This window comes from Vibrio sp. S457-15, from assembly GCF_000960545.1.
GTDB classification, from domain to species: domain Bacteria; phylum Pseudomonadota; class Gammaproteobacteria; order Enterobacterales; family Vibrionaceae; genus Vibrio; species Vibrio parahaemolyticus.
In genome coordinates this window covers 162,364-186,007 of record NZ_JYOQ01000065.1, presented here as the reverse complement: position 1 = coordinate 186,007, position 23,644 = coordinate 162,364, and the positions used below count along the sequence as shown (strand labels likewise).

19 protein-coding genes are annotated in these 23,644 nt (G+C 44.3%); 9 read left to right on the top strand and 10 right to left on the bottom strand.

The features are described 5' to 3' along the window. Positions 1-23: 23 nt before the first annotated feature. Positions 24-2,105 carry a TonB-dependent hemoglobin/transferrin/lactoferrin family receptor gene (locus UF05_RS08485; RefSeq protein ID WP_045546042.1) on the top strand — a complete coding sequence of 694 codons (2,082 nt, stop codon included), beginning with the start codon at positions 24-26 and terminating at the stop codon, positions 2,103-2,105. Between the two features lie 338 nt (positions 2,106-2,443). On the opposite strand, the gene galE is transcribed toward UF05_RS08485, so the two are convergent. Together galE and UF05_RS08475 are read right to left on the bottom strand one after the other, a co-directional pair. Then, positions 2,444-3,460: a UDP-glucose 4-epimerase GalE gene (gene galE / locus UF05_RS08480; RefSeq protein ID WP_005498859.1), complete on the bottom strand. Its 1,017-nt coding sequence runs from the start codon at positions 3,458-3,460 to the stop codon at positions 2,444-2,446. Between the two features lie 54 nt (positions 3,461-3,514). After that, positions 3,515-5,473 carry a diguanylate cyclase domain-containing protein gene (locus tag UF05_RS08475; protein ID WP_045546041.1) on the bottom strand — a complete coding sequence of 653 codons (1,959 nt, stop codon included), beginning with the start codon at positions 5,471-5,473 and terminating at the stop codon, positions 3,515-3,517. Positions 5,474-5,792: 319 nt separating this feature from the next. Here UF05_RS08475 and UF05_RS08470 point away from each other — a divergent pair, with 319 nt between their 5' ends. From UF05_RS08470 to UF05_RS08460, 3 genes are read left to right on the top strand one after another with little or no spacing between them, the layout of a single operon-like run. Further along, a complete protein-coding gene (locus tag UF05_RS08470; RefSeq protein WP_029832365.1) occupies positions 5,793-6,548 on the top strand; it encodes a 5-oxoprolinase subunit PxpA in 756 nt (251 codons plus the stop codon). Beyond that, positions 6,548-7,231, top strand: a complete 684-nt coding sequence (locus tag UF05_RS08465) for a 5-oxoprolinase subunit B family protein (protein WP_045546040.1) — start codon at positions 6,548-6,550, stop codon at positions 7,229-7,231. The genes UF05_RS08470 and UF05_RS08465 overlap by 1 nt, the downstream gene beginning before the upstream one ends. After that, complete coding sequence (locus UF05_RS08460; protein ID WP_045546039.1) at positions 7,228-8,163, top strand: biotin-dependent carboxyltransferase family protein; 936 nt, start codon at positions 7,228-7,230, stop codon at positions 8,161-8,163. Before UF05_RS08465 ends, UF05_RS08460 begins: the two co-directional genes overlap by 4 nt. Before the next feature lie 22 nt (positions 8,164-8,185). Here UF05_RS08460 and UF05_RS08455 read toward each other — a convergent pair whose 3' ends face one another. The 3 genes from UF05_RS08455 to UF05_RS08445 form a co-directional block, all read right to left on the bottom strand. Continuing rightward, entirely contained in the window at positions 8,186-9,619 is a 1,434-nt protein-coding gene (locus UF05_RS08455; protein WP_031850465.1) for an FAD-dependent oxidoreductase, read from the bottom strand. Between the two features lie 342 nt (positions 9,620-9,961). Beyond that, complete coding sequence (locus UF05_RS08450) at positions 9,962-12,418, bottom strand: ABC transporter permease (protein ID WP_045546038.1); 2,457 nt, start codon at positions 12,416-12,418, stop codon at positions 9,962-9,964. Continuing rightward, positions 12,418-13,110 carry an ABC transporter ATP-binding protein gene (locus tag UF05_RS08445; protein WP_025442747.1) on the bottom strand — a complete coding sequence of 231 codons (693 nt, stop codon included), beginning with the start codon at positions 13,108-13,110 and terminating at the stop codon, positions 12,418-12,420. The genes UF05_RS08450 and UF05_RS08445 overlap by 1 nt, the downstream gene beginning before the upstream one ends. On the opposite strand from UF05_RS08445, the gene UF05_RS08440 reads away from it, so the two are divergent. From UF05_RS08440 to UF05_RS08425, 4 genes are all read left to right on the top strand, one after another. After that, positions 13,109-13,711 carry an arylesterase gene (locus tag UF05_RS08440; RefSeq protein ID WP_005455373.1) on the top strand — a complete coding sequence of 201 codons (603 nt, stop codon included), beginning with the start codon at positions 13,109-13,111 and terminating at the stop codon, positions 13,709-13,711. The two genes, UF05_RS08445 and UF05_RS08440, sit on opposite strands and share 2 nt — an antisense overlap. A gap of 83 nt (positions 13,712-13,794) precedes the next feature. Further along, entirely contained in the window at positions 13,795-14,994 is a 1,200-nt protein-coding gene (gene fabV / locus UF05_RS08435; RefSeq protein WP_021484013.1) for an enoyl-ACP reductase FabV, read from the top strand. A 188-nt stretch (positions 14,995-15,182) separates the two neighbouring features. Then, positions 15,183-17,093 (top strand): sensor domain-containing phosphodiesterase, encoded by a 1,911-nt coding sequence (locus UF05_RS08430; RefSeq protein ID WP_029830694.1) that lies wholly within the window; start codon positions 15,183-15,185, stop codon positions 17,091-17,093. A gap of 71 nt (positions 17,094-17,164) precedes the next feature. After that, entirely contained in the window at positions 17,165-18,820 is a 1,656-nt protein-coding gene (locus tag UF05_RS08425) for an ABC-ATPase domain-containing protein (RefSeq protein ID WP_045546037.1), read from the top strand. Between the two features lie 89 nt (positions 18,821-18,909). Here UF05_RS08425 and UF05_RS08420 read toward each other — a convergent pair whose 3' ends face one another. Together UF05_RS08420 and UF05_RS08415 are read right to left on the bottom strand one after the other, a co-directional pair. Beyond that, positions 18,910-19,530 carry a DNA-J related domain-containing protein gene (locus UF05_RS08420; protein ID WP_045546036.1) on the bottom strand — a complete coding sequence of 207 codons (621 nt, stop codon included), beginning with the start codon at positions 19,528-19,530 and terminating at the stop codon, positions 18,910-18,912. A 132-nt stretch (positions 19,531-19,662) separates the two neighbouring features. After that, complete coding sequence (locus UF05_RS08415) at positions 19,663-20,502, bottom strand: isopenicillin N synthase family dioxygenase (protein ID WP_005455357.1); 840 nt, start codon at positions 20,500-20,502, stop codon at positions 19,663-19,665. Positions 20,503-20,777: 275 nt separating this feature from the next. Here UF05_RS08415 and UF05_RS08410 point away from each other — a divergent pair, with 275 nt between their 5' ends. Beyond that, positions 20,778-21,374 (top strand): DUF2238 domain-containing protein, encoded by a 597-nt coding sequence (locus UF05_RS08410; RefSeq protein ID WP_005455361.1) that lies wholly within the window; start codon positions 20,778-20,780, stop codon positions 21,372-21,374. On the opposite strand, the gene cutA is transcribed toward UF05_RS08410, so the two are convergent. From cutA to UF05_RS08395, 3 genes are read right to left on the bottom strand one after another with little or no spacing between them, the layout of a single operon-like run. After that, on the bottom strand, positions 21,336-21,668 hold the full coding sequence (gene cutA / locus UF05_RS08405) for a divalent-cation tolerance protein CutA (RefSeq protein WP_045546035.1): 333 nt from the start codon (positions 21,666-21,668) through the stop codon (positions 21,336-21,338). The two genes, UF05_RS08410 and cutA, sit on opposite strands and share 39 nt — an antisense overlap. 8 nt (positions 21,669-21,676) lie before the next feature. Beyond that, on the bottom strand, positions 21,677-21,928 hold the full coding sequence (locus UF05_RS08400; RefSeq protein WP_045546034.1) for a hypothetical protein: 252 nt from the start codon (positions 21,926-21,928) through the stop codon (positions 21,677-21,679). After that, on the bottom strand, positions 21,912-23,618 hold the full coding sequence (locus UF05_RS08395) for an SgrR family transcriptional regulator (RefSeq protein WP_020835280.1): 1,707 nt from the start codon (positions 23,616-23,618) through the stop codon (positions 21,912-21,914). The genes UF05_RS08400 and UF05_RS08395 overlap by 17 nt, the downstream gene beginning before the upstream one ends. Positions 23,619-23,644: the final 26 nt, after the last annotated feature.

Below are 23,644 nucleotides of genomic sequence, written 5' to 3'. Positions count from 1 at the left end.
ATGGATTTAAGGTATTGAAACCAATGTATAATAAATCAATTTTATCCGCCTCTATTCTGATTGCACTATCCCAAGGTGCCTACGCTGAAGACCATTCAACCTTCAATGAAGTGGTCGTGACTGCGACTCGTACTAATAGCCAAATCGAAGACACTGCTGCTTCTGTTGCGGTCGTTACTGATAAGAACATCGAAGAAAGTATGGTCACTGGCTTAGATGATCTCTTTGAGTACACGCCAGGAGTCACGGTTAAGACAAACTCGCGTCAAGGCGTCCAGAGTATCAATATTCGAGGTATCGAAGGTAACCGAATTAAGGTTCTTGTTGACGGCGTATCTCAAGGTAACCAGTTCGAATCAGGGAATACGTTCATTAACTCTGCTCGCGTTAACGTGGATACCGACCTAATAAAAGCGGTTGAAATTGTAAAAGGTGCAGCATCGTCTCTGCATGGTTCTGACGCAATTGGTGGCATTGTTGCATTTGAAACCAAAGATCCGGCTGATTTCCTCAAGGGTCGTAACTTTGGTGGCCATGCGAAGTTCAACTACTCTTCCGAAGACAATACATTCAGTGAATCTGTTGCACTAGCGAACAAAACGGGCGATTTGGAATCTTTAGTTGCCTATACGCGTCGCGACGGCAATGAACTGGATAACTTTGGAGATCTAGCAGATGCAAGTACTGAAGCGAACAACTTACTGGTTAAACTTCAGTACCAAGTCAATGATGCACATCGTGTTGAGTTCTATGGGAATTATATTCGCAACAAAGGCAACGGAAAGCAGTCTTACAACGGTTATACGAATGCAACAAGTGAAGATGTAAAAGAGCAATATCAAGTTGGTATAAAACATATTTGGGAGATGCAAACGGCCCTAGCGGACTCCCTTACCTGGCAACTAGATTGGCTTAGCAAGGAAGAAAACGGCATTACTGATCGTGTTAAAGGCCAGAATATCCAACGTAAAGACTACATCTACGAGGATGAAGGCTACCAGTTTGACTCACAGTTTGACAAATATCTCTCGCTTGGTAGTACAGAGCATTACTTTGTGTACGGTGCATCCTTTAGTGATAAAGACATTAAGAACGTCAACAAAGAGTACAACAGTGCAAGCGCGAACAAAGAAATTTTCTATATTCCTTCTGCGAGCGAGCGTCGTTACGGGCTCTTTTTACAAGACGAGATTACGGTAGGTAACTTTACGATTACTCCAGGCGTACGGTGGGATGCATTTGAAACCGATCCAGGAGACACAAGCAGCAACCCAAGTGGTAACGCGGCTAGCGACTACAAAAAGTTCTCTGATTCTGCATTTACAGGCCGCTTAGGTTCTGTTTATAAGCTTAATGAGCAACATCGTTTATTCGCGCAAATCAGCCAAGGTTTCCGTGCTCCAGATTTCCAGGAGTTGTACTACTCTTTCGGTAACCCAATGCATGGCTACATTTTTAAGCCAAATCCTGATTTAAAAGCAGAAGACAGCATTTCGTACGAGTTTGGTTGGCGACATAACAATGACATTTCTAGCAGTGAAGTGTCAGTTTTCTACAGCGACTACGACAACTTCATCGAAAGTAAAACCGTCTCTGGCACTTGGACGCCAGTGACTGACCCTGCGATTCTGCAGTACGTGAATATAGGCAAAGCGACAATTAAAGGTATTGAGTTTTCAAACCAACTTTCGTGGAACAAGTTCATGCCAATCGAAGGCTTTAGCTCTCGTGTAGCAGCGGCGTATACGGAAGGTGAAGATGGAAACAATAATCCACTAAACAGTGTTAACCCTTGGAACCTTGTCGCTGGTTTTAATTACGATTCAGAACAAAACTGGGGAACCACGTTAACCATTAACTACACAGCTTCTAAAGACAAAAGCGACATAAATGACGATAAAGTGTTGCCTATCTCTGCTGCTACGGTTGTAGATATCACCGCGTACTACAAACCTATTAAAGATCTTACGTTGCGAGCAGGTCTGTTCAACGTGACAGATGAAGAGTACTACAATTGGAATGATGTGCGTGACCTTCAGACAGAGAACAAAGATCTGACTCAAGCTGGGCGGAACTGGTCAATTACAGCAAAATACGAGTTCTAAAGCCTCCGAAAACACAAAAGCCAGCTTAATGCTGGCTTTTTTTATTGGCTTTCATTTCAAAAATGTTAAGAAAAGTATGAAAAATAAAAGCTTACTGTTTTGCCATCTCTTTCTTCACCATCACTGCTGCTGCAACGATGAATGCGATGATCAGACCAAGCTCCATGAACTACCCCAATAGCTACAAGAAAATTTACGACCTAAATTAAGAGTCATGGGTAGTTTAGCACTTATCTATTTGGTTGCTACCTTTTAACCAGTAATTTACGATTTTTTCCGATTTAGATCAAAAAAGGCGCTGGAATGCGCCTTTTTTGTTATTTTTGTGTTAAATGAAACTATGCATCTGGGTAACCTTGTGGGTTATTTGATTGCCAGCGCCATGTGTCCCCTGTCATCTCTTCAAGAGTACGTGATGCTTTCCAGCCTAGTTCATTCATTGCTTTTGAAGGATCTGCCCAACATTCTGCAATGTCACCAGGTCGACGTTCAACCAGCTGGTATGGCACATTTTTACCGCATGCGCTTTCAAATGCTTTTACCATTTCAAGAACGCTGTAACCATTACCGGTACCAAGGTTGTAGATGTGCAAACCAGCTTTACTACCGACTTTTTCTAGCGCAGCAACGTGGCCATCTGATAGATCCATTACGTGAATGTAATCACGAACACCAGTACCATCTTTGGTTGGGTAATCACTACCGAAGACAGATAGAAACTCGCGACGACCAACTGCTACTTGAGAAATAAATGGCATTAGGTTGTTCGGAATACCTTGCGGGTCTTCACCTAACTCACCAGTTGGGTGCGAACCAACAGGATTGAAGTAACGAAGAAGTGTGATGCTCCAGTCTGGGTTCGCTTTTTGGAAGTCAGTTAAGCACTCTTCTACCATTAACTTGCTACGACCGTATGGATTAGTCGCACTAGTTGGGAAGTCCTCAGTAATAGGCACTGATGCAGGATCACCATAAACTGTCGCAGATGAGCTAAATACCAGTGATTTCACGCCTGCTTCACGCATTGCGTCCACAAGAACAAGTGTGCCATTTACGTTGTTATCGTAATACTCAAGTGGTTTTTCTACTGATTCTCCGACTGCTTTTAGGCCAGCAAAGTGAATAACGGCTTCAATATTGTGTGCTTTTAGTGCCTCAACAAGCGCAGCCTTATCGCGAATATCCGCTTCAATAAAAGTTGGCTTTACGCCACATACTTTTTCAATGCGCTCTAAGACTGTGGATTTGCTGTTGTATAGGTTATCGAGAATAACTGGTGTCATACCAGCTTCGATCATTTGAATACAAGTGTGACTGCCAATGTAGCCCATACCACCCGTAACAAGTACTTTCATTTTATCAATCCTTCTGACGCGAATCCGGTTAGTGTAAAGCTTTAATGCGACAATTTAAACGGTCTCTTGCAATTCGCATCCCATTAATATTGCTTGCCCTTTTCCGGCTTTCTTCGCTTGGTACATTGCGGTATCCGCACTCTTTAAAATACGGGTTGCGTCTCGTTCATTAACGCCAACCAATTTCACCCCAATGCTCACGCCGACTTTTAGCTCATTACCTTTGTATTCAATAGGCGCACAGATGCTCTCTAACAATTGCTCGGCGATTCGCGTTACGACTTTTTGATTGGCCGGGTTGACCAGCATAACAAACTCATCGCCAGACAGGCGTGCGATTAAGTCACTGTGCCTAGTCGCCGATGTCAAACGATCTGCGACACGTTTTAAAACTTCATCCCCAGCGTCATGGCCGTATGTGTCGTTGATTTCCTTAAAACCATCTAGATCAAGATAAAGTACCGCAAATTCATCGCGCTGATAGCCTGATCTTTGGACTAAATCTTCCAGCTCTAAATGGAACTTAGAACGATTTGCTAATCCTGTAAGCGCGTCATGATGTGCGAGATACTCGAGGCGCTCCATCTCTTTTGCATTGGAGAGATCGGTAAGAATAATGACCAAATCGTAGAAACCGTTATCCTCGCACTTCACGATGCGATTTACTCGAGCAAACATTGGCACAAGTAAGCCTAAGTGATTTTGCTCAATCACTTCCCCTTGCCACACGCCATAGTTTTCAATGGACTCAATGATACTCGGCATCATTTCTTGTAATTTTCGCCAACGAATAGTTTGAATGAAAGACTGACCAACTAACTGGTCGATTTCTAAACCCACAAGCTTGGTGACTGCTGGGTTAACCATGGTGATGACGCCTTTGTGATTAAGCACAATAAGGCCGTCTTGACTGGCTTCAAACACTCGACCAGCTACGCGCTGGCGATTCATCGCCTCTTCAATCTCTGTGATGTCTTGAATGGCGAAGAGAAGATAACCGTGGTTAGACAAACGACGAGTCGTTAGGCTTAGCTGCTGTTCGTTATCAATGTCTTGAAGGTGGATATCATCACACTCTAAGCATCGACTAAGAATTTGGTTAAGCTCGTTCGGCATTTTTGTTTTTATCAGATCGCGGATATTCGCATTTTCTAATGCTTCCGGTGTTTTCTGAAATATATGCTGAGTCGCAGCATTACTGTGGATAATGGTGCCAAGGTTGTCGGTAATAACCAACGCATACTGAATGGATTCAATGACTTCTTCTGAAAATGCTCTTTTTTGTTCGAGCGTAGCTAACGAATGCTGGCGTTGTTTTTCCTTTTTTCGGAGTTTGGTCATCATTCGGTTGAATGAGTGAATAACTTCGCCCAGTTCGTCTTTAGAATGATGACGAATTTGTACGTGAGAGGCATTACCAAAAGTAACATCTTGAATTGCACCGTTGAGATCGAGCAACGGTCTTAGAATGATACGATCAATGGTAATGTAGAAAATAATGCCACCAGCCGCCAATATCAGCAGAAGTACGCCGGCATCTTTCAAGAATGAATGTTGCGCATTTATAATTGGGATATGTGACAACGTCACTCGAATTGAGCCAATCACATGCCCTTCATGGATGATAGGCTCAAGTACGTACAAAAACTTAGCGGACAACGCGTACCCTAATGCATCGAGCTTACTTCTTTCATTTTGATTGGGCACTGGAGCAGACTCCCCACTCCCTTCAAGCACAACAAAAGGTTCATTGGCCCTATCATACAACTTCACTCTAGAAACGTTGGGCTGTTCTATAAGATCGGCCAGAATAGTTTGTGCTTTTCGCTTGTTCTTTGTTGTGAGCGCATCTTTAATTGAATAAGACACGTTATTGATTAACTTGCGAGTTTGCTCAACCAACTCATGTTTTGACGATTGGTATGCGGTGTACGAGGTATAACCTTTTGAAGCAACAAAGATCGCCGTAATAAAAACCAGAATCGGCCAGATAAGCTTTGCTCGTAATGACATATATATTCCTGTCGCACAACAACAACTAGAAGACAAAAGAGTTGTTATGCAAGCTATCACCCAATAGAAGCCGTAAGACTAACATGACGGCAAAGCAAAATAACGTTAAATTCTCAAAAATTGGATTGAAAAGGACCGAATTACCTTAAAATTCGGATCAAATCAAAGAACGATAACGACGTGCTGGACTCTAATGATCTTTCTCAGCTCGAGTTCCAAGTAAAAATCTCATTCTGGTTGTTTGAAGAATGAACTGAGTCACTGAAGATAAAAGGTTTTTCCTGCATCGTGATGTGATTGCTAAGGTAACTATAAATATATGACATTGAATAAACAGCAACTGACATTGAATTGCGATATGGGCGAGAGCTTTGGTTCTTGGAAGATGGGCGCTGACGATAGCGTGATGCCTCATGTCGATATGGCGAACATTGCTTGTGGCTTTCACGCTTCCGATCCGAACGTGATGCACGACACGATTACCTTAGCGAATCTTCACGATGTTGATATTGGTGCGCACCCCGGTTATCCCGACTTACAAGGTTTTGGTCGACGCAGCCTCAGTATGAGCAGCGATGAAATTACTAACATGGTGATCTATCAAGTCGGCGCGTTGCAGGCATTGTGTCGTGCGCAGTATACCGATATCGGTTATATCAAGCCTCATGGTGCCCTTTACAACGATATGATGAAAAGCGATGCGGTTTTTCGATCGGTCGTTAAAGCAGCCGCGCTGTTTAAAGTGCCGTTGATGATCCTTGCATCGCAAGAGAACGAAAAATATTTAGAAATCGCGGACGATTATGATGTGCCATTGTTGTTTGAGGCGTTTGCCGATCGTCTGTATCAAGATGATGGGATGTTGACACCAAGAACGCACCCAAATGCCGTTTTGAAAGATGAGCTTGCGATTTTAGAACAAGTCAGAACATTGGCTGATTCAGGCCGAGTAAAAACCGCTTCAGGCAGTTATATCTTGTTAGAAGCGGACACAATATGCGTCCATGGAGACAATGAAGAGTCGATCGCTTTGATTCAAAAAATTCGTCAAAGCCTCTACTCCGGAGGAAATTAATGCATCAAACAAAGTTCTCGATTGATTTGGTTTCTGAATGCAGCATTTTTATTCGATTTGATGAAACCATTTCTGAAAACTCAATTGGACAGTTAGCGCGAGCAATGAACCAACATCTGTCTCATATTGTCATGAATATCGTTCCTTCCTATCGAACCGTGTTAATTGATTACTTACCGTTCAGAATCAGTGAATTTCAGTTAGTCGACATACTGCACAATATCTTAGTCGCTTTTGACCCAAATAAAGCCGACAAGGCTGAGCCTAACGAAATTTCGATACCCGTTTATTACTCGGAAGAAACTGCTTTAGATTTGAAGCGTTTTGAAGAACAAGGCATTGATCTCGGCGCGCTTATTGATGCTCATACAAAGCCAGTATATACCGTTTCTGCGATTGGGTTTGCACCTGGCTTCGCCTTTCTTTCTGATGTGGAAGAGAGTATCACCATGCCTAGGTTAAAAACGCCGAGAACGTTTGTGCCATCAGGAAGTGTCGGCATTGCCGATAGTAAGACCGCCGTTTACCCATCAGACAGTCCAGGTGGTTGGAATATCATAGGTCGCTCTCCACTCTCACTCTTTTCGGATACTCCTCCTTTTATTCCTTTTGAAGTTGGTGACAAGGTCACGTTTTATGCGGTATCAAAACAGGAATTTCTTGAGTTAGGGGGAGCGTTATGAGCGCATCAGGATTATTAGTTGAAAAGTCAGGGCCTTTGTCACTGATTCAAGACTTTGGCCGTTTTGGTCTTGCTCACATCGGGATAACGCAAGGTGGCCCTGTTGATGATTACGCCTACAGTTGGGCTAATCATTTACTTGGAAATCGTGTGAATTGCTCAGCAATCGAGATTACGCTAGGCAATGCTTGTTTTGTCGCCTTACAAGACTGTCACCTGGCAATTTGTGGCGGCGATCTTAATGCATCAGTAGATGGTCACCCTATTGCTAATTGGTCGGATTTTTCGATAAAAAAAGGGCAAAAGCTTCAGTTCGGAATGGCGAGAAATGGCCTTCGCGCCTATCTCGCTGTAAAAGGGGGCTTTAATGTGCCTGAGCACCTTGGGAGCTCATCGACCGTGCTTCGTGAAGCATTAGGTGGACTAGAAGGCAATGGTAACGCTCTAAAAGCTGGAGATGTTCTCCCTTTTGACGCGCATTCATTACCTAACCATAAACCAAGAATCATGACATTTCGTTTCAAGCCAGATTACAACTTGCCAATTACACTACGCGTTATTGAAGGTTATCAATGTGATGATTTCAGTGTTGAAGCTAAAGAAAAATTCTATTCGGGAAGCTTTGCGATATCGCCAGACTCTAATCGAATGGGCTATCGCCTTGAAGGAAATACGGTAAAGCCACCTTATGATGGAATCTTGTCTGAAGGGATCGCACTAGGCGCCATTCAAATTCCCCATGATGGTAATCCGATTGTATTACTCAATGACCACCAAACCATTGGCGGGTATCCAAAGCTTGGTTGTGTTGCAAGAATAGATTTGCCTAGATTAGCGCAAGCGAAGCCGGGTCAGAAAGTGCGTTTCATCAAGGGTGATAGACAAGGTTTGCAGGATGTGTGGTGTCAGTGGGCTCAGTTTTTTGGCTACTGAGCCCTATTCAGTTTTTGGCTGTTTACATCCCGTAGCGTTCAGCTAGAGCATGCGGATAGCCTCGTTCTTCGGTCAGTTTAATCGCGTATTGTTCGATTTCGTCTTCAGACCAATTAACGGTCACTGGATGTTGCGCTTCTACATTATGTTGAGGCGTGATATCAAACCAATACTGAAGCATTTTTTGAGCAGCCAACAACGTAGAAGACGCTTTCACAACTTCAATTCGAGCGTAGTGATTTTGTTCGAATGAAACATCTGCCGCGCGAAGCACGGGATCTGTGCCTGGAATTTGTTGAGCACCAAACAACGCTTTGCCACCTTTTTCCGCTGTTTTGTAATCAGGGATAAATTGGGCCATGTGTTGTATTGCGTTATGCGTTCTTTCACCCAAAATTTCTTCACGCCACCCACTGCGAATTTTAGAGAGTAACGGTACAGGTAGCTCAGGTTGAGCAGAGAGTGCCGTGCTTTCAACTAAGCCATCTTCAAACAACGTGATCTCTTTCGTCATGCCGTGCAGCTGGAAATAGCCATCTCCATAAGGCGTTAACTGCGCCATTCCTTTATCTGTGCCACGGGGGCCGTGGAAAATGACTTCTGGCCATTGCTGGTTACATTCGTTCCATTTGGTCACGTAAGCGGCTTTGAATTCAACTAAACGGTCACGCTTAGCACCAACTGCGTTATCAATAGTTCCCGTCTCGAAACCACATGCGTTGACTAAGTAATCACAAGTAAGCAAACAATTGACGCCATTGTGTTCGTAAGTCAATTGCCAATGATCACCAAGCCAATCTGCCTGATTCAGTGTCGCTTGAGTAATCACGTTTGAATTAGGCAGTTTTGCTAAGGTTAAGTTAGCAATAGCCGCTAAGCGGAACACGCTCCAACCATACTCCTGAACGGCAACGACCGGATATTTTAATTGCTCTAAATCAGCGTGCTGAGCAAAAGGAATGCTCCATTCATCAAATGTGGATGGATGTTCTGGTTGGTTTTGTTTTGCCAGTTCCTGCAATTCTTCTTTCGAATACAGTTTGAAATACTCTTCAGGCTCGCCAAGTACTTTGTTGTGTTCGTCTTTGTCGACCAACGCCTGGTAAGCACTTTTAATCACCTCTAAGCGAGGCAGAAGCGTGAATGGGTCACCCCCATCAGAGTGAGGTACGGCAATAATGGTAGGACGAATATTCAGTGAGTGAGGATACAGTCTGATCGTATCTATAGATTGCGTAAGCAAATCCAAACATTGTTGTTCAGAAATTTCACGATACAAATTACCGCCCGCATGAAGGTGACAAATTGGTGGGCCGTTGACTAACGAGACGCCCTTTTCAATAACAGAGACTTTGAATCCCAACTCTGCAAAATGAATGGCGGCTGTGGCACCGGCTACACCACCACCTATAACGGCGATGTGTTTATCTTTATGACTTAGAAACTCAGACTTCATTGCTTCACTAAAAATTTTATAAGGAGAAATCTTTACTAACCGTGATTCTACTCGGGTTTGGGCATGATTAAAATCACAAAAAGTTCATGGGTTTGCGATAACTTTAAAAGTTGCTTTACGGAATAAAAAAATTGCAAAAAAAGTGCTTGACGAAGTGGTTTGATGAGCGAATTTTTAGCCTGTTGTATATAAGAATCCCACTCTAAGACCCATGGCGTAAAGCTTGCGGAAACACCCCTATTTTTGACCTCTCCAGTTATCCCAAAAGTTATCCACCGTTTTTGTGGATAACTAAAATAAAAATGTCATGGAGTGAGTCCGCGTTAGTTATATAAATGGGTATTAAGTGTTTACTGGCGTTAGCAATCTTTTCAACAAACTCATTACAACAAGTGCCAGTGTAACGAAAGTGGCTAACGGTAAAGCTATCCACAATTCAGGGTGAATTTGAGCATTGAGGTCAAACCCATACTTCATCACTGCTGCTACACAAGCTTCGGCTGCCATAACGGCGACAGAACTTGCGACAAGCGCCATAATTCCGTATTCCGCCCACAAGGTTGTATTAATCCGTTTTTTGCTTGAGCCAAGCGTACGATACAGACGGATTTCTTGCTGACGTTGAGACAAGCTCAAGCGCAATAATGTAAAAATGAGCAATAGCCCTGCAACTACGCCTAACAAAGCAAGAATGGTGATCGCAGAAACGATTTGTTGTATTAGCGCCTGTATTTTCTCTCCCATAGTTCGGATGTCTAACACAGAAACTGTTGGGTGCGCTCTCGACATTGATGTAAGCAGCGATTCGTTTCCTTCATTGATTCGGTAGCTAATCAAATATGAACCCGGAACATTTGCCATCACATCAGAAGAAAAGATGAAATAGAAGTTAGGCTTCATATCTCGCCACTCAACATGACGAATGGTATCTACCGTCGCATCAAAGTTTTGGCTGTTGATAACAAACCTTAATTTGTCTCCCAGTTGAATACCCAAATCGCGCGCGACATCTGCCTCAACAGAAACACTGTTTGCGTTCGTCCATTTTCCTGAAAGAACGTCATTATATTCTGGTAACTGATCATCCCATGTTAAGTTAAGCTCTCGACGGATTGCGTCAGAGCCTTCCCCTTCATATTCAACGTCTTTAACGTTTTGGCCATTAATCTCTGTGAGTCGTCCTCGAATAATTGGAAATGCTTGTGACCGCGTCACTCCATTTTTATCCAGTGTTTCTAGGTAGTTAGCCAGTTCATAATCGGCAATGTTTAATGCAAATACATTAGGCGCATCCGCAGGCAAAGTCCGTTCCCAATCCGCGAGGATGTCACTACGGACAAGCCAAATAATGGAAAGGAGCATCAAAGAAAGCGACAGCGCACCAAACTGCAGACCGCTGGTTATAGGCGTGCGGTTGATCCGGCTCAGTGCCAACTTCATCGCTGGTTTGGTGGCAAAGCGGGAGAATAACTTCGTCAGTGCGATGCTTAATCCGGCCAACACGACAAATAGGGCTGCAATACCCGCCAGTACAATCCAAACCAAAGTGTTGTTTGCGTACAACGCTAGCAATGGAAGCACAGGGACAAGAACGAGCAGCAGTCGCTTCCAAGATCGTTGCGCTGTGCCCTGCTGTAAAACCTCAAGTGCTGGTGTCTTAATTAACCCAAGTAGCGGGATACCAAGCGCCGGAACGGTGATGAGAATGGCAGAAACCACAGCGACAATAAACGGAGTGACGCCGTAACTCGGCAGTGGGTTTGGCAAGAGATCTTTTAGAGGAATACGTAACAAATATTCCAAGCCGCTACCCAGAATGAGTCCGACAATGCTGGCGGTTACCAATAGAATGGCAACTTGAATCAATAACCACTTTTCTATCCAACGTCTGCTCGCGCCAAGGCTTTTCAACATTGCGATGGTTTGAGTTCGGCTATTCACGTAGTTTTGGCAAGTAAGAACCAACGTTGTCGCGGCCATAATTATGACGATAGCTACGGTCAATGATAAATACTGTGTAGTGCGATCAAAAACTTCATTGCTGCGACTCGCGGTATCTTGAGTACGCCAGCGATCACTTGGTGACAGCTCTGTCTTATCTTGGAGTTGCTTTAGCGCTGCATTGTCTGCTTTTAGAAACAGTCGATATTGCACTCGACTGCCGACTTGTATCGCGCCTGTTTTTTCTACGTCGCTTTGGTGAATATACGCCGCAGGCATTTGTTGGAATGGATTGAAACTTAAACCCGGCTCCATCAGCACTGCACCTGAAACGGTGAAATCTGCATCACCAATGGTGACATTGTCACCTTTAGTGACTTCTAATTGAGCCATAATACGTTCGTCTAACCAAAGCTGATTAGGCTTCACGCGACCTGACTCATTCCCATCTAAAACCAACTCTCCCATTAAGGGATAACTTTCATCGACACCTCGTACAGAAATAAGCTGCATTCCGTTATCGCTAAAAGCCATGGTCGAAAATCGGGTCATCACGGAGCGCTCAAGTTGCTCTGTCGATTTTAATAGTGAGTCAGATAATGGGTTTGCGGAAACGAACACCGCATCCGCAGTTAATGCATCCTTGCCCTGCTTGACAATCACTTGCTCCATACGAGATGCAAGTGCAGACAATGCAAAAATACTCGCGATGACCAACACAAGAGCGACGCTGATCGGCCAAAGGTTTCCTTGCCTAATTTCGCCCAAACTCCAACGCACCAAACTTTTATTCGGAGAGTGTTGCTTCAATCCACGTTGATCTGAAGATGTTACTTCACTTGAAGATACTGCTGACATTACATCTCCTCCTTAAGCTCACCCGCCTCCATACGATAAATTCTGTCGCATCGGCTTGCTAAGTTCACATCATGAGTGACCAATATTAATGTCGTACCGTGCTGGCTATTGAGATCGAACAACAGCTCGATGACTTTGTCCGCGGTTTGGTGATCAAGGTTCCCTGTCGGTTCATCAGCAAACAGCAATTCTGGCTGAGTCATAAATGCTCTGGCCAACGCGACGCGTTGTTGTTCACCACCAGAAAGTTGACTTGGTAAGTGGTCGAGTCGCTTTTCCAATCCTACAGCGGTCAACAATTCTGTCGCTCGTGCTTCATCTTCGGCTTCTCCGCGTAAAAGACACGGTAAGGTCACATTGCGAAGTGCACTCAAACTTGGGATAAGTAGAAAGCTTTGAAAGACAAATCCTAGAGAATCGGCTCGGATTTTCGCACGAGCTTCGTCATCTAGCTTCGAAAGTTCATGTCCTAGAAGCGTGATTTCTCCAGAGGTTGGAGTGTCGAGCCCCGCCAACAATGTCATTAGCGTGGATTTGCCTGCACCAGATGTGCCGACAATTGCGATGGTCTCGCCCTTTCTGATGTCAACATTTACATCTTTAAGGATTGTTAATTGTTCTTGATTAGTAGAGACTTGTTTAGAAACCAAATTCGCTTGAACAATAGGTGCTTTGAGTACAGGTGTTTGCATGATTCGTTTACTTTCCTTAGTTCTCTTTTTTTGTCTTTCCGCCGCATCGCAAGCAAGCGAAAAGCTTCTTGTTCTTGGTGATAGCTTGAGTGCGGGCTATCAAATGCCGATTGAGAAGAGTTGGCCTAGCTTACTCCCTGACGCGCTGCTCGAACACGGGCAAGATGTAACAGTTATTAATGGCAGCATCTCCGGAGACACTACTGGCAACGGTTTGGCTCGCCTCCCGCAACTGCTTGACCAACATACACCCGACTTAGTTCTTATCGAGTTGGGCGCCAATGATGGGTTGCGTGGCTTCCCTCCCAAAGTTATTACGTCGAATCTGTCGAAAATGATTAGCATGATCAAAGATTCTGGTGCCAATGTGGTCATGATGCAAATTCGTGTCCCACCTAACTACGGCAAGCGCTACAGCGACATGTTTTACGACATCTATCCCAAATTGGCTGAACATCAACAAGTTCAGTTAATGCCGTTCTTCTTAGAGCATGTGATCACCAAACCAGAGTGGATGATGGATGATGGCTTACATCCGAAACCTGAAGCTCAACCTTGGATTGCGGAATTCGTTGCTCAAGAATTGGTTAAACATCTCTAATTTTGATGGTCTAGCTCAATAAGTTTTACCTAACTTTACGTTAATCTAACCAGAATTCCACTCACCGAGGTTAGATCACAACAATGCGAATAGAACCGTTAATTCAAGGTGTTGTTGCTCGCTCTGCGCATCCACACGGTTGCCATGCATCCATAAAAGAGCAAATTGAATACGTAAAAAAAGCCCCGCAGATCAAAAGCGGCCCTAAACGAGTTTTAATTATTGGTGCTTCCTCCGGTTTTGGGTTAGCAGCACGTATTGCCCTAACGTTTGGCGGCGCTGAAGCAGACACCATTGGCGTCTCGTTTGAACGAGGTCCATCTGAGAAAGGGGTTGGCAGCGCAGGCTGGTACAACAACATCTTTTTCAAACAAGAAGCAACACATGCAGGACGCACTGCAATCAATATTGTTGGTGATGCATTCTCTGACTCTGTCCGTAATGAAGTTATCGAAGCGATCGAAACCTACTTTGAAGGTGAAGTCGATTTGGTGATTTACAGCCTTGCAGCGGGCGTTCGTCCAAAACCTCATTCAGATACGTTCTGGCGCAGTGTGATTAAGCCTATTGGTGAGTCGGTTACTGGCGCTTCCATCTTACTTGAAAATGATCAATGGGTTGAAACCACGCTCGAGCCTGCCACCGAAGAGGAAGCAGAAGCGACCATTAAGGTCATGGGGGGTGAAGATTGGGAAAGCTGGATTGATACTCTCATCAACACGGAATCCGTTGCTCAAGGTTGCAAAACCATTGCATTCTCATACATGGGCCCAGAAGTTACTCACCCAATCTATCTCGATGGTACTTTAGGCCGAGCCAAAATTGATTTGCACCAAACCAGCCATGCATTGAATCTGAAACTGGCTAACTTCGACGGTGGTGCTTACGCCACGGTGTGTAAAGCGCTGGTAACGAAAGCCAGTGTTTTCATCCCTGCTCTGAGCCCTTACCTTTTAGCTCTGTACCGAGTAATGAAAGAGAAAGGCACGCATGAACGCTGCATCGAACAAATGCAACGTCTGTTCACGACGAAGCTTTACGATCAGCCTAAAGTTCCTGTTGATGGCGAGCGATTGATTCGAATTGATGATTTAGAACTGGATCCGCAAACGCAGGCTGAAGTGAGTCATTTATTAGAACAAATGAATGCGGAGAACTTTAAAGAGATTGGTGATTACCAAGGCTTTAAAGACGAGTTCATGAAACTAAACGGCTTTAACTTTGACGATGTAGACTACTCGCAAGACATTTCGTTAGAAACCTTGGCGTCACTTAAGCCATAAGTTCGTCAAATTTGTTTCATATTTGAGATGGCTTCCAACAATTTAGGGTCCTGAAAGGTTTTCAGGACTTTTTTTTGTTTCGTCTGTGGGCGACCCTATACTTAAGTAAAACGACTAATGTTATAACAATTACTACTGCATAAATCTTCGATTCACAGGATGTGAAACTACCGGAAAGGAAGGCCTCTATGGGGAGATTTCAAACACTAGATTATGAGATTCCTGAATCCATGCAGCGAAGCTGGCAGGATATTGTCAATCTCCTCGCACAGATTGCAGACGTGCCAACCACGCTTATCATGCGAGTGCATCAAAACCACATCGAAGTAAACACCTCAAGCGACACTCAAGGTAATCCATATAAAGCTGGTGACAAAGAAGATCTTGGACATGGTTTGTACTGTGAACATGTCATTGAAACCAAAAGCCAACTGGTTGTTCCCGATGCCCTTGCCGATGAAAAATGGTCGAATAACCCGGACATCAAACTTGGTATGCTCTCCTATTGTGGTTTGCCGTTGTTTTGGCCAAATGGCGAAACGTTTGGAACCATTTGTATGTTGGACTCCAAAGCCAATGAGTACAGCGAAACTTACCGGCAATTGCTCAATACGTTCAAGGACTCGATAGAAGCTCAACTTGCTGTTGTCTACCAGCAATACAAACTGTTGAGACTTAACAGCGAACTTAAAAATCGAGTAGAAAACCGAACCACCGACCTCGCCCAACTCAGCTTTTCACTCACTCAAGAAATTGACCGCCGCAAAGCCGCTGAAAGACAAGTTAACTACCAGAAAACCCATGACCAAGGTACCGGATTTCTTAATCGCGCCGCACTGGAAGCGGTGGTTGAAGATACGCTTCAATCCTTAGAACACGGGCATCAGTCTTTAATTATTATAAATGTGGGCTTTAGCAATGCGCGTAGTATACAAACTCGATACGGCTTTGAAGCGTTTGATGAGATCCTCAAAGAATTTCGCAAGCGCCTTGGGACGAACGATTCAAACTACTTCATTACTGGTCGCCCAAGTTCAAACGACTTAGTGCTTTTGTTATGGGGAGAAGATGCTAATTCGAAACTGCATAATCTGCTCGATAAAATCACTAATATCAGCGTGGGGAACTTCTACATCAACGACACAGAAGTGCATTTGCACTCCTACGTTGGCGTAGTTCAGGCTCATCGCTCGAGCAGTGCCAAACAGCTTCTACAAAATGCTTGTTACGCGATGTTGCTATGTAAAGAGTCGGGTGAAGCTTACAGTTACTTCTGTGAGAGCCACACGCATGAGTTGAACAACCATAATCAGCTCGAAAGTTATCTGCTCCAAGCGGTACGCAATGACGATTTGATGTTGTATTTCCAACCGAAAGTGAACCCTCATACGCACAAATGGATAGGTGCAGAAGCGCTATTACGTTGGCGTCACCCTGTTTTAGGCGATGTGTCTAACGAAGCGCTAATCCATATGGCTGAGCAAAATGGGCTCATATTTGAAGTTGGCTCATTTGTTCTGCGTACTGCTATCGACAAAGCCAAACAGTGGTCTGAGTTATTCGATAATTTCAAAGTTGCGGTAAATGTCTCTCCTATTCAACTGCAGAACGTGAATTTTGCCGAGCAAGTGGAACACCTTCTCGAAGCGTTCCACCTTCCGGCACGTTTTCTTGAGTTAGAAGTGACGGAAAGTGCGTTAATTGCTGATGAAGTGGTCGCTCGAACAACCCTTAAAAAATTGAACAAACTTGGCGTGACATTGTCACTTGATGATTTTGGTACGGGCTACGCCTCTTTCAGTTATTTGAAGAAGTATCCTTTTGACGCCATCAAAATCGACAAGAGTTTTGTTCAGCAAATGGAAAAGTCCGACGATGACCGCGCAATCATTTGTTCCATCATCCATATTGCGAAAAAACTTGAGCTGCAAGTGGTCATTGAAGGGATTGAATCGCCACAACAAGAGCAGTTTTTGATTGGTGAAGGATGCGATATCGGACAAGGCTTTTTGTACGGAAAACCGATGCCTTGCAACGAGTTCGAACAAAGTTTGTTTAATCAGCGTCAAATTGGTGGCCAATACGCCTATTCTTCTTAAGCTGTCCTTTACTCTCCTTGCGGTGGTTTCTATAATCGCCGCCCGCTTCTAATTAAAAGGCCAATATCTTCATGGATCAGTTAACTGCCACGCTTAAGAAAATTGAAAAGCAGAACTACCGTGCTTACCAACAAATCAAAGGTCAGTATGACTTCACTGATTTCACGTTGTTTATCGATCATGTTCAAGGCGACCCGTATGCTTCTGCGTCACGTTTTCGTGCGACTCGTGCTTGGTCACTAACTGGTCTTGAGTGGCTAAAAGACGAGTCTCCTGCGTTCCAACGTGCGGCTCGCGACTTTATTGCTCGTAGCTTTGAGCAATTTGCTAAGCAAGAAAATACTGTATCAATTGCTTTAAATGGTCAGACAGTTTTAGATAGCACAGCGGTGCTATTCACAGAAGAAGGGATTGAGCTGCGTTTTCGTGTAAACCTACCAGCTGAAGGCCGATCTGTGCTTGGTAAAAAGGCCAACAACATCCTAACGTTCCACCTGCCTAAGTTCATTCGACGTGCGACGCTTGAGCGAGAATTGGATAAAGAAGCGATGGTGAAGCACTGCCAAGTCGTAGAAGATCAAAGCGCCCTAAGAGAACAATTAGAAGCACACAATCTTGTCGCGTTTGTAGCAAACGGTAGCGTTCTGCCACGTATTGCGGGTAATTGCGATTTACCGATGAAAGATGCAGTAGAGTTTACGGCTCCTGAGTCTTTACAAGTGACTTTGCATGCACCAAACAAAGGTTATGTGACTGGTCTTGGCATTCCAAAAGGTATCACTCTGATTGTCGGTGGTGGTTTCCATGGTAAGTCGACATTACTGAACGCCATTGAACGTTCAATTTACGATCATATTCCTGGCGATGGTCGCGAGTACATCGTAACAGACCCAAAAGCGATGAAGATTCGAGCCGAAGATGGTCGTTGTGTGCATCACTTAAACCTGTCGAACTACATCAACCATTTGCCAATGGGTAAAGATACTGCAGATTTCTCAACGCAAGATGCCTCAGGTTCAACGTCGCAAGCGGCGTGGCTACAAGAATCTATCGAAGCTGGCGCGACATCACTGCTGATTGATGAAGATACATCAGCAACTAACTTTATGATTCGTGATGAGCGCATGCAGGCACTCGTGGCGAAAGGTGACGAGCCAATCACACCACTGGTTGACCGTATCGGTCAATTACGTGCTGAACTTGATATCTCTACTATCATCGTTATGGGCGGTTCTGGTGATTATCTGGATGTGGCGAATACCGTTATTCAGATGCATGACTACCAAGCGGTCGACGTGACTGAAAAAGCCAAACAAGTGATCGCGCAGCATCCTACTCAACGCCACAACGAATCAGAAGAGAGTCTACAGACTTTCCGACCTCGTGCACTGAACCGCATGGCTCTTATGAACATTTTGACCGACGGCAAGTTCCGCGTAAGTGCAAAAGGTAAAGACTCACTGCGTTTTGGCAAAGAGTTTACTGACCTAAGTGCGCTAGAGCAGATTGAGTCTGCTGATGAGGTGAATGCCATTGGTTGGTTGTGGTTCCAACTTGCACAATTACCTGGTTGGTGTAATAACCCAGCGAAAGAAATTGAAGAGATGTTATCGGGTGAATGGCACGCGTCACTGCCTAAACAAGGCGACCTGGCTAAACCACGTACTTTGGATGTGATGGCCGCACTTAACCGCATGCGTAAATCGCAGTTCAAACCGTCACACTAAGCATTTCTATACCTGACTTATCACTACTTACCTAAGTTGGTGAACTACAACACAAAGGCAGCGATAATCGCTGCCTTTTTCATTTCTTTTTATCCATTTCGAAGCACGTTCCATGCTTCGCACAACACTCTAAATCTCTCAGCATCGCCATTTTCTCGATCAGGATGCCAGCGTAACGCCAGCTTTCGCCATTGTCGACGGATTTCAATACGAGATGCGTCGCCCGTTAAGTCAAAGAGTTTAAGTGCTTTGGTTCTATCAATATTATGTTCCGGTGCACCGCCAACAAAGCGTTGATAACGAGTCCAAAACTCATTGAGTAATCGGCGCACTTCATCTTCGTTGGCCTCATAATGGCTCCAATCCAAATAGTATTGTCGCAGAGGATCATTTGGATCAACGCTGTTTCGACTCGCTTCTGATGCCGACATCAATATGATGTCCATCGCTTCCACCTGCAACCAACTGTCTGGATAGAGTGTTTCTTGCAATTGATACAGCGCGTTCATTATCAAAAAGTTTCTTTTGAACAAGTCTTTATCTGGCGAAGGGTCAAGCTGGTTGATGTAACCACTTTCACTGAGCTTGCTGGCTAAAGTGTGCACTTTCCAGCCAGATGATTGCTTTCTGAGAATCTCAAGCACTGGCCAAAGCAACGGGTTTTCTATTTCACTCTGACTGCTATCGCATACGCCATATTGATCTTCCATGCGCCCTCGTTTGATTTATAAGCGATTAAAATTGAGCAAATTTCGAAGCTCAACGTCGTTACTTTTGTACCATAAACGAAAAAAGGCCGATAGCGAAAAACCATCGGCCTTTGGAATCAGGATCGCGTTTGATTAAATAACGCCTAGCTCACGTAAGCGTTCCATCAAGTAGCTGTGTGCTGTGTAACGCTCAGAAAGTACTGTATCTGGTTTTGGGTGCAAGAAAAGCGGTAATGAAATGCGCGATTTTTCTTGGCGAGCACCTGTTGGGTTGATAACTCGGTGTGTCGTTGACGGGAAGTAACCACCTGATGCTTCTTGTAGCATGTCACCGATGTTAATGATCAAGTTACCAAAGTCACATGGAACATCGATCCACTCGCCATCTTTGCTCATAACTTGCAGACCAGGCTCATTCGCCGCTGGCAGTACAGTCAGTAGGTTGATGTCTTCATGAGCGGCTGCGCGAATTGCACCTGGCTCTTCTTCGCCTGTCATTGGCGGGTAATGAAGAACGCGAAGCAACGTTTTGTCGCTGTTATTGATCATTTCTGACAGTGCAATAGAGAACTTCTCTTGTACGTCTTTTGGTGCGTACTCTTCTACCCAACCTAGCAGTTCTTGTGCAAAAGCGTTTGCGCGCTCGTAGTACTCAAGAATCTCTGCTTTCAACTGTTCTGGGATTTGTCCCCAAGGGTAAACATGAAAGTACTCTTTGATGTCTTTTACTTTGTGACCTTTCGCAACTTCAGAAACCGAAGGTGGGAAATAACCATCTTGCGTTTCTACATTAAATTGGAAATCATTTTTTTCTTCTGAGCAGAAAAACTCGTGCCAGTTTTTGTAAATGGACTCAACCAACTCTTGAGGGATTGGGTGATTCTTTAATACGCCAAATCCTGTTTCGCGTAGTGATGCTACGAACTGTTGAGCAGCGTCGTCAGCAAGATAATCGACAGTTTCCAGTTTCATGACTTTACTTCTTTTTTATTAGACTGAGTCACGGATTCTATGGATGGGCATGTTGTAAATCAAACTTTAATGAAATGTGCACGCGCAAACGTTTTAATGTTGAGCAGTTCGCTAATAATTCAACATATTTAGTGAATAATTAACCAATGAAAATAAACAATTGCACACCGTTCAATTAAGTGTAATCATTGTTAACGCATTACAAACAGAGATATAAACGGTTTAACTCGATGCTTGTACGCTCTAAAAAATCAATTGAAGGATCAACTAACCCTATGAAAAGCACTTCTACACTATTGGGATTGACGATTTTTTACGCCATCGTTTTTTTATTTTCAGCATTAGAACCTAGCTCGCGTGCTGTCTGGTTTGCTGAAATCATTCCGGCGATTGGTATTCTCATTGCTATTTGGGCGATTTCGATTCGCTACCAGTTCAGCAACACCGCTTACCTTTTGATGTTTATTTGGTTGTGCCTACACACCATTGGCGCGAAATACACCTTCGCTGAAGTGCCGTTTGATTGGTTCAATAACCTAATTGGATCAGAGAGAAACAATTTTGATCGCGTAGCCCACTTTGCGATTGGTTTATATGCCTACCCGATCGCTGAGTATTTGATTCGCAACAAAAAATTCAACCCAACTTTTTCATGCTGGTTTGCGTTGTTTGCCATTATGTCTTTGGCTGCAGGCTACGAAATCATTGAGTGGTGGTATGCCGAACTGGCTGGTGGCGATGAAGGCATTGCCTTCCTAGGTTCCCAAGGAGACATTTGGGATGCCCAGAAAGACATGTTGTGTGATACGACGGGTGCCATACTGTCGTTGTTTTTAATGTCGGCTCAACGTCGATTCGCGAAGCCATTCTAAATACGGATTAAAACCATCCACAATAGGAACCTGTACGATTTGAGCAACCTCATATTCGTGCAGGTTTTCAATTTTTTCTTCCACTAACTCGTAAAGCTCACGTCGTGTTTTGATGATCAATAACCATTCGTGATCAGTACAAACTTCCCCTTTCCAAACATAATGGCTCTCAATTGGCATCGTCTGAATACACGCCGCTAATTGAGCTTCTAATAAACCTTTGATGATTTCATCGCGATTTTTTTCATTATTGGTGGTACTTAACACCATGCAGCATTCGTTTTGTTGGCTCATTATTTTTCCTACTTCATTGTCACTTTTCCGCCAATCATCTTAAACGCAGGCGTACCTCTGACTAACGTATCTCGTGCAAACTCCGTCCCGCAGCTCGGGCAAAAACAAGGGGTTTGAGTGTAATCTTCTACAATACGTTCTTTAAAGCACTTCACCAAGGCCCCCTTTCCGCCCTTGCGATATTTATATAGCTGCGCTTTGCATTTCGCACAATAAATTTCGACAGTTTTACTCGGTTGCTTTTTATTCGGCTTGGCCATTATCTTCTATCTCTGGCTTGACCCACACATTGCTGAAATCGAACCACCCCAGCGCATTACATTTTGCGTTTTGAAGCGCACCGCTGTGGTCTTTGTTTACCCCTAGCCAGCAATGGAACATTGGAATAACCTGACAGCTTTTCACTAACTGCCTTCCTAATTCGCGAGCAGGAAAGTCGGCATGAATGCCTGCACGCCATTGATCGACTAATGTCGCCCATTCTGAAAAATCGTAACCCGCGCTGAATTTTTCGATGTCGCTGTAATCAAGTAGCCAACCCGCTAAGGCATCGTTGCGATTGGTCGCAATACCCATTGCTTTTACCCAAACGTCGACTTCTTCTGGGTTTGGCGGCTGCGTATCGTAGCGAATAAACTCGACATCGACACTGTGCGGTTTGAGCAAATGTTTAATTGCTTTGGCAATGACAGGAAACATCGGATGTTTTTTCTGATAAGCGACGGTAATCGATTTACCTTGTTGCGGGACTTCACCCACGGATGTCGGCCTTAAGTCAATCCACCCCGGTTTTAAACCAAATGCTTGCAGTACACCCAGTTCAATCACTTTATCTTGGGGAACGTGCGCGTAGATTTGATGGCTATTTAGTGTTTGGCTTAAAAATTCGGCCCAACGTGGGTCTTTTGCGATCCCGGTGTTTTTGTTAAGCAGCAAGAAGGTACAGCCCGGATCGAGTTCCACTTCATCGGTCGACGCTTGTTTGTTCATTTGTGGCTTGGACAGGCTTGGATACACCATTGATGAGTAGGCTTCATCAATCACCCACACTTCAACTTGGTCCAGCAATGGACGAAACCCAAAGTAACCATCGAAAGCAGTAAGGATAAGGCGTTTGTCGTCGTTCACTTTCACTTGGAACGGACCTGTGCCAATAGGCTTACGGTCAAAATCCTCAGAGCGAAGCGCTTGTGGCAATAAGACTTTGGCTTGAGACTCGCTCAATGCTAACGGTAAATAGCGATCTGGACGAACAAGCTTAATATCAACGGTCCAAGGCTGTGGTGACGAAACTTGCTGAATGTGAGAGAACAAATTCAATCCACTCAAGGCAAGAATGCTCTCTACAACACAATCTGTCGTGAGTGGTTCACCATTATGGAAGCGTACGCCACGACGCAAATAGAAACGCCAATGAGTGTCAGAAAGCGCCTCCCACGTATGTGCGAGATCCGGTTGAAGTTGTTCGTTTTCATCAAGACGCGTTAAACCGCTAAAAACTTGTCGCGCGATGTGTTGTTCCGAGCGACGCATCGGCTTTTGCGGATTCAGCATGGCTAACGGTCGGTAATAAGGCAATCTCACGACTTGCTCGCCTTGTCGATGCTGCAATCCCAAATAACCTTGAATCACCTGGGTTAAACGTGCGGCGTCATTGTCTAACGCATCGAGCGCCTGTCCAATCTTTCCTTCGTCTAGGTAGCGTCTCGCTAAGTTTTCGCTTACGTCACTACGATTGCGTTTAAAGATCAGTTTGGATAGTTTTCCTCGGCCAGCAGCCGGGTGCCATTCTATCCACCCTTCTTCTTCGAGCTTATTGAGAACGATACGCGCATTTCGTCGCGTACAAAACAGAGCGTCGGTAATGTCTTCTAGCTGAACTTCTGTGTCGTTACCGGCAAATTTTTCAAAGAGTGTTTCGAACTGAACACGTAAACGAGGGCTACTCATAAAGAGGAAATACTTGTCTTGATGTC

What these genes read in the sequence shown, in the direction of transcription:
- UF05_RS08460 (WP_045546039.1), top strand. Translation starts at nt 7,228, where the DNA reads ATGAGCGCATCAGGATTATTAGTTGAAAAGTCAGGGCCTTTGTCACTG.
- UF05_RS08470 (WP_029832365.1), top strand. Translation starts at nt 5,793, where the DNA reads ATGACATTGAATAAACAGCAACTGACATTGAATTGCGATATGGGCGAG.
- UF05_RS08410 (WP_005455361.1), top strand. Translation starts at nt 20,778, where the DNA reads ATGAAAAGCACTTCTACACTATTGGGATTGACGATTTTTTACGCCATC.
- UF05_RS08465 (WP_045546040.1), top strand. Translation starts at nt 6,548, where the DNA reads ATGCATCAAACAAAGTTCTCGATTGATTTGGTTTCTGAATGCAGCATT.
- UF05_RS08430 (WP_029830694.1), top strand. Translation starts at nt 15,183, where the DNA reads ATGGGGAGATTTCAAACACTAGATTATGAGATTCCTGAATCCATGCAG.
- UF05_RS08440 (WP_005455373.1), top strand. Translation starts at nt 13,109, where the DNA reads ATGATTCGTTTACTTTCCTTAGTTCTCTTTTTTTGTCTTTCCGCCGCA.
- UF05_RS08445 (WP_025442747.1), bottom strand. Translation starts at nt 13,110, where the DNA reads ATGCAAACACCTGTACTCAAAGCACCTATTGTTCAAGCGAATTTGGTT.
- UF05_RS08455 (WP_031850465.1), bottom strand. Translation starts at nt 9,619, where the DNA reads ATGAAGTCTGAGTTTCTAAGTCATAAAGATAAACACATCGCCGTTATA.
- cutA (WP_045546035.1), bottom strand. Translation starts at nt 21,668, where the DNA reads ATGAGCCAACAAAACGAATGCTGCATGGTGTTAAGTACCACCAATAAT.
- galE (WP_005498859.1), bottom strand. Translation starts at nt 3,460, where the DNA reads ATGAAAGTACTTGTTACGGGTGGTATGGGCTACATTGGCAGTCACACT.
- UF05_RS08415 (WP_005455357.1), bottom strand. Translation starts at nt 20,502, where the DNA reads ATGAAACTGGAAACTGTCGATTATCTTGCTGACGACGCTGCTCAACAG.
- UF05_RS08450 (WP_045546038.1), bottom strand. Translation starts at nt 12,418, where the DNA reads ATGTCAGCAGTATCTTCAAGTGAAGTAACATCTTCAGATCAACGTGGA.
- UF05_RS08475 (WP_045546041.1), bottom strand. Translation starts at nt 5,473, where the DNA reads ATGTCATTACGAGCAAAGCTTATCTGGCCGATTCTGGTTTTTATTACG.
- UF05_RS08400 (WP_045546034.1), bottom strand. Translation starts at nt 21,928, where the DNA reads ATGGCCAAGCCGAATAAAAAGCAACCGAGTAAAACTGTCGAAATTTAT.
- UF05_RS08485 (WP_045546042.1), top strand. Translation starts at nt 24, where the DNA reads ATGTATAATAAATCAATTTTATCCGCCTCTATTCTGATTGCACTATCC.
- UF05_RS08425 (WP_045546037.1), top strand. Translation starts at nt 17,165, where the DNA reads ATGGATCAGTTAACTGCCACGCTTAAGAAAATTGAAAAGCAGAACTAC.
- fabV (WP_021484013.1), top strand. Translation starts at nt 13,795, where the DNA reads ATGCGAATAGAACCGTTAATTCAAGGTGTTGTTGCTCGCTCTGCGCAT.
- UF05_RS08395 (WP_020835280.1), bottom strand. Translation starts at nt 23,618, where the DNA reads ATGAGTAGCCCTCGTTTACGTGTTCAGTTCGAAACACTCTTTGAAAAA.
- UF05_RS08420 (WP_045546036.1), bottom strand. Translation starts at nt 19,530, where the DNA reads ATGGAAGATCAATATGGCGTATGCGATAGCAGTCAGAGTGAAATAGAA.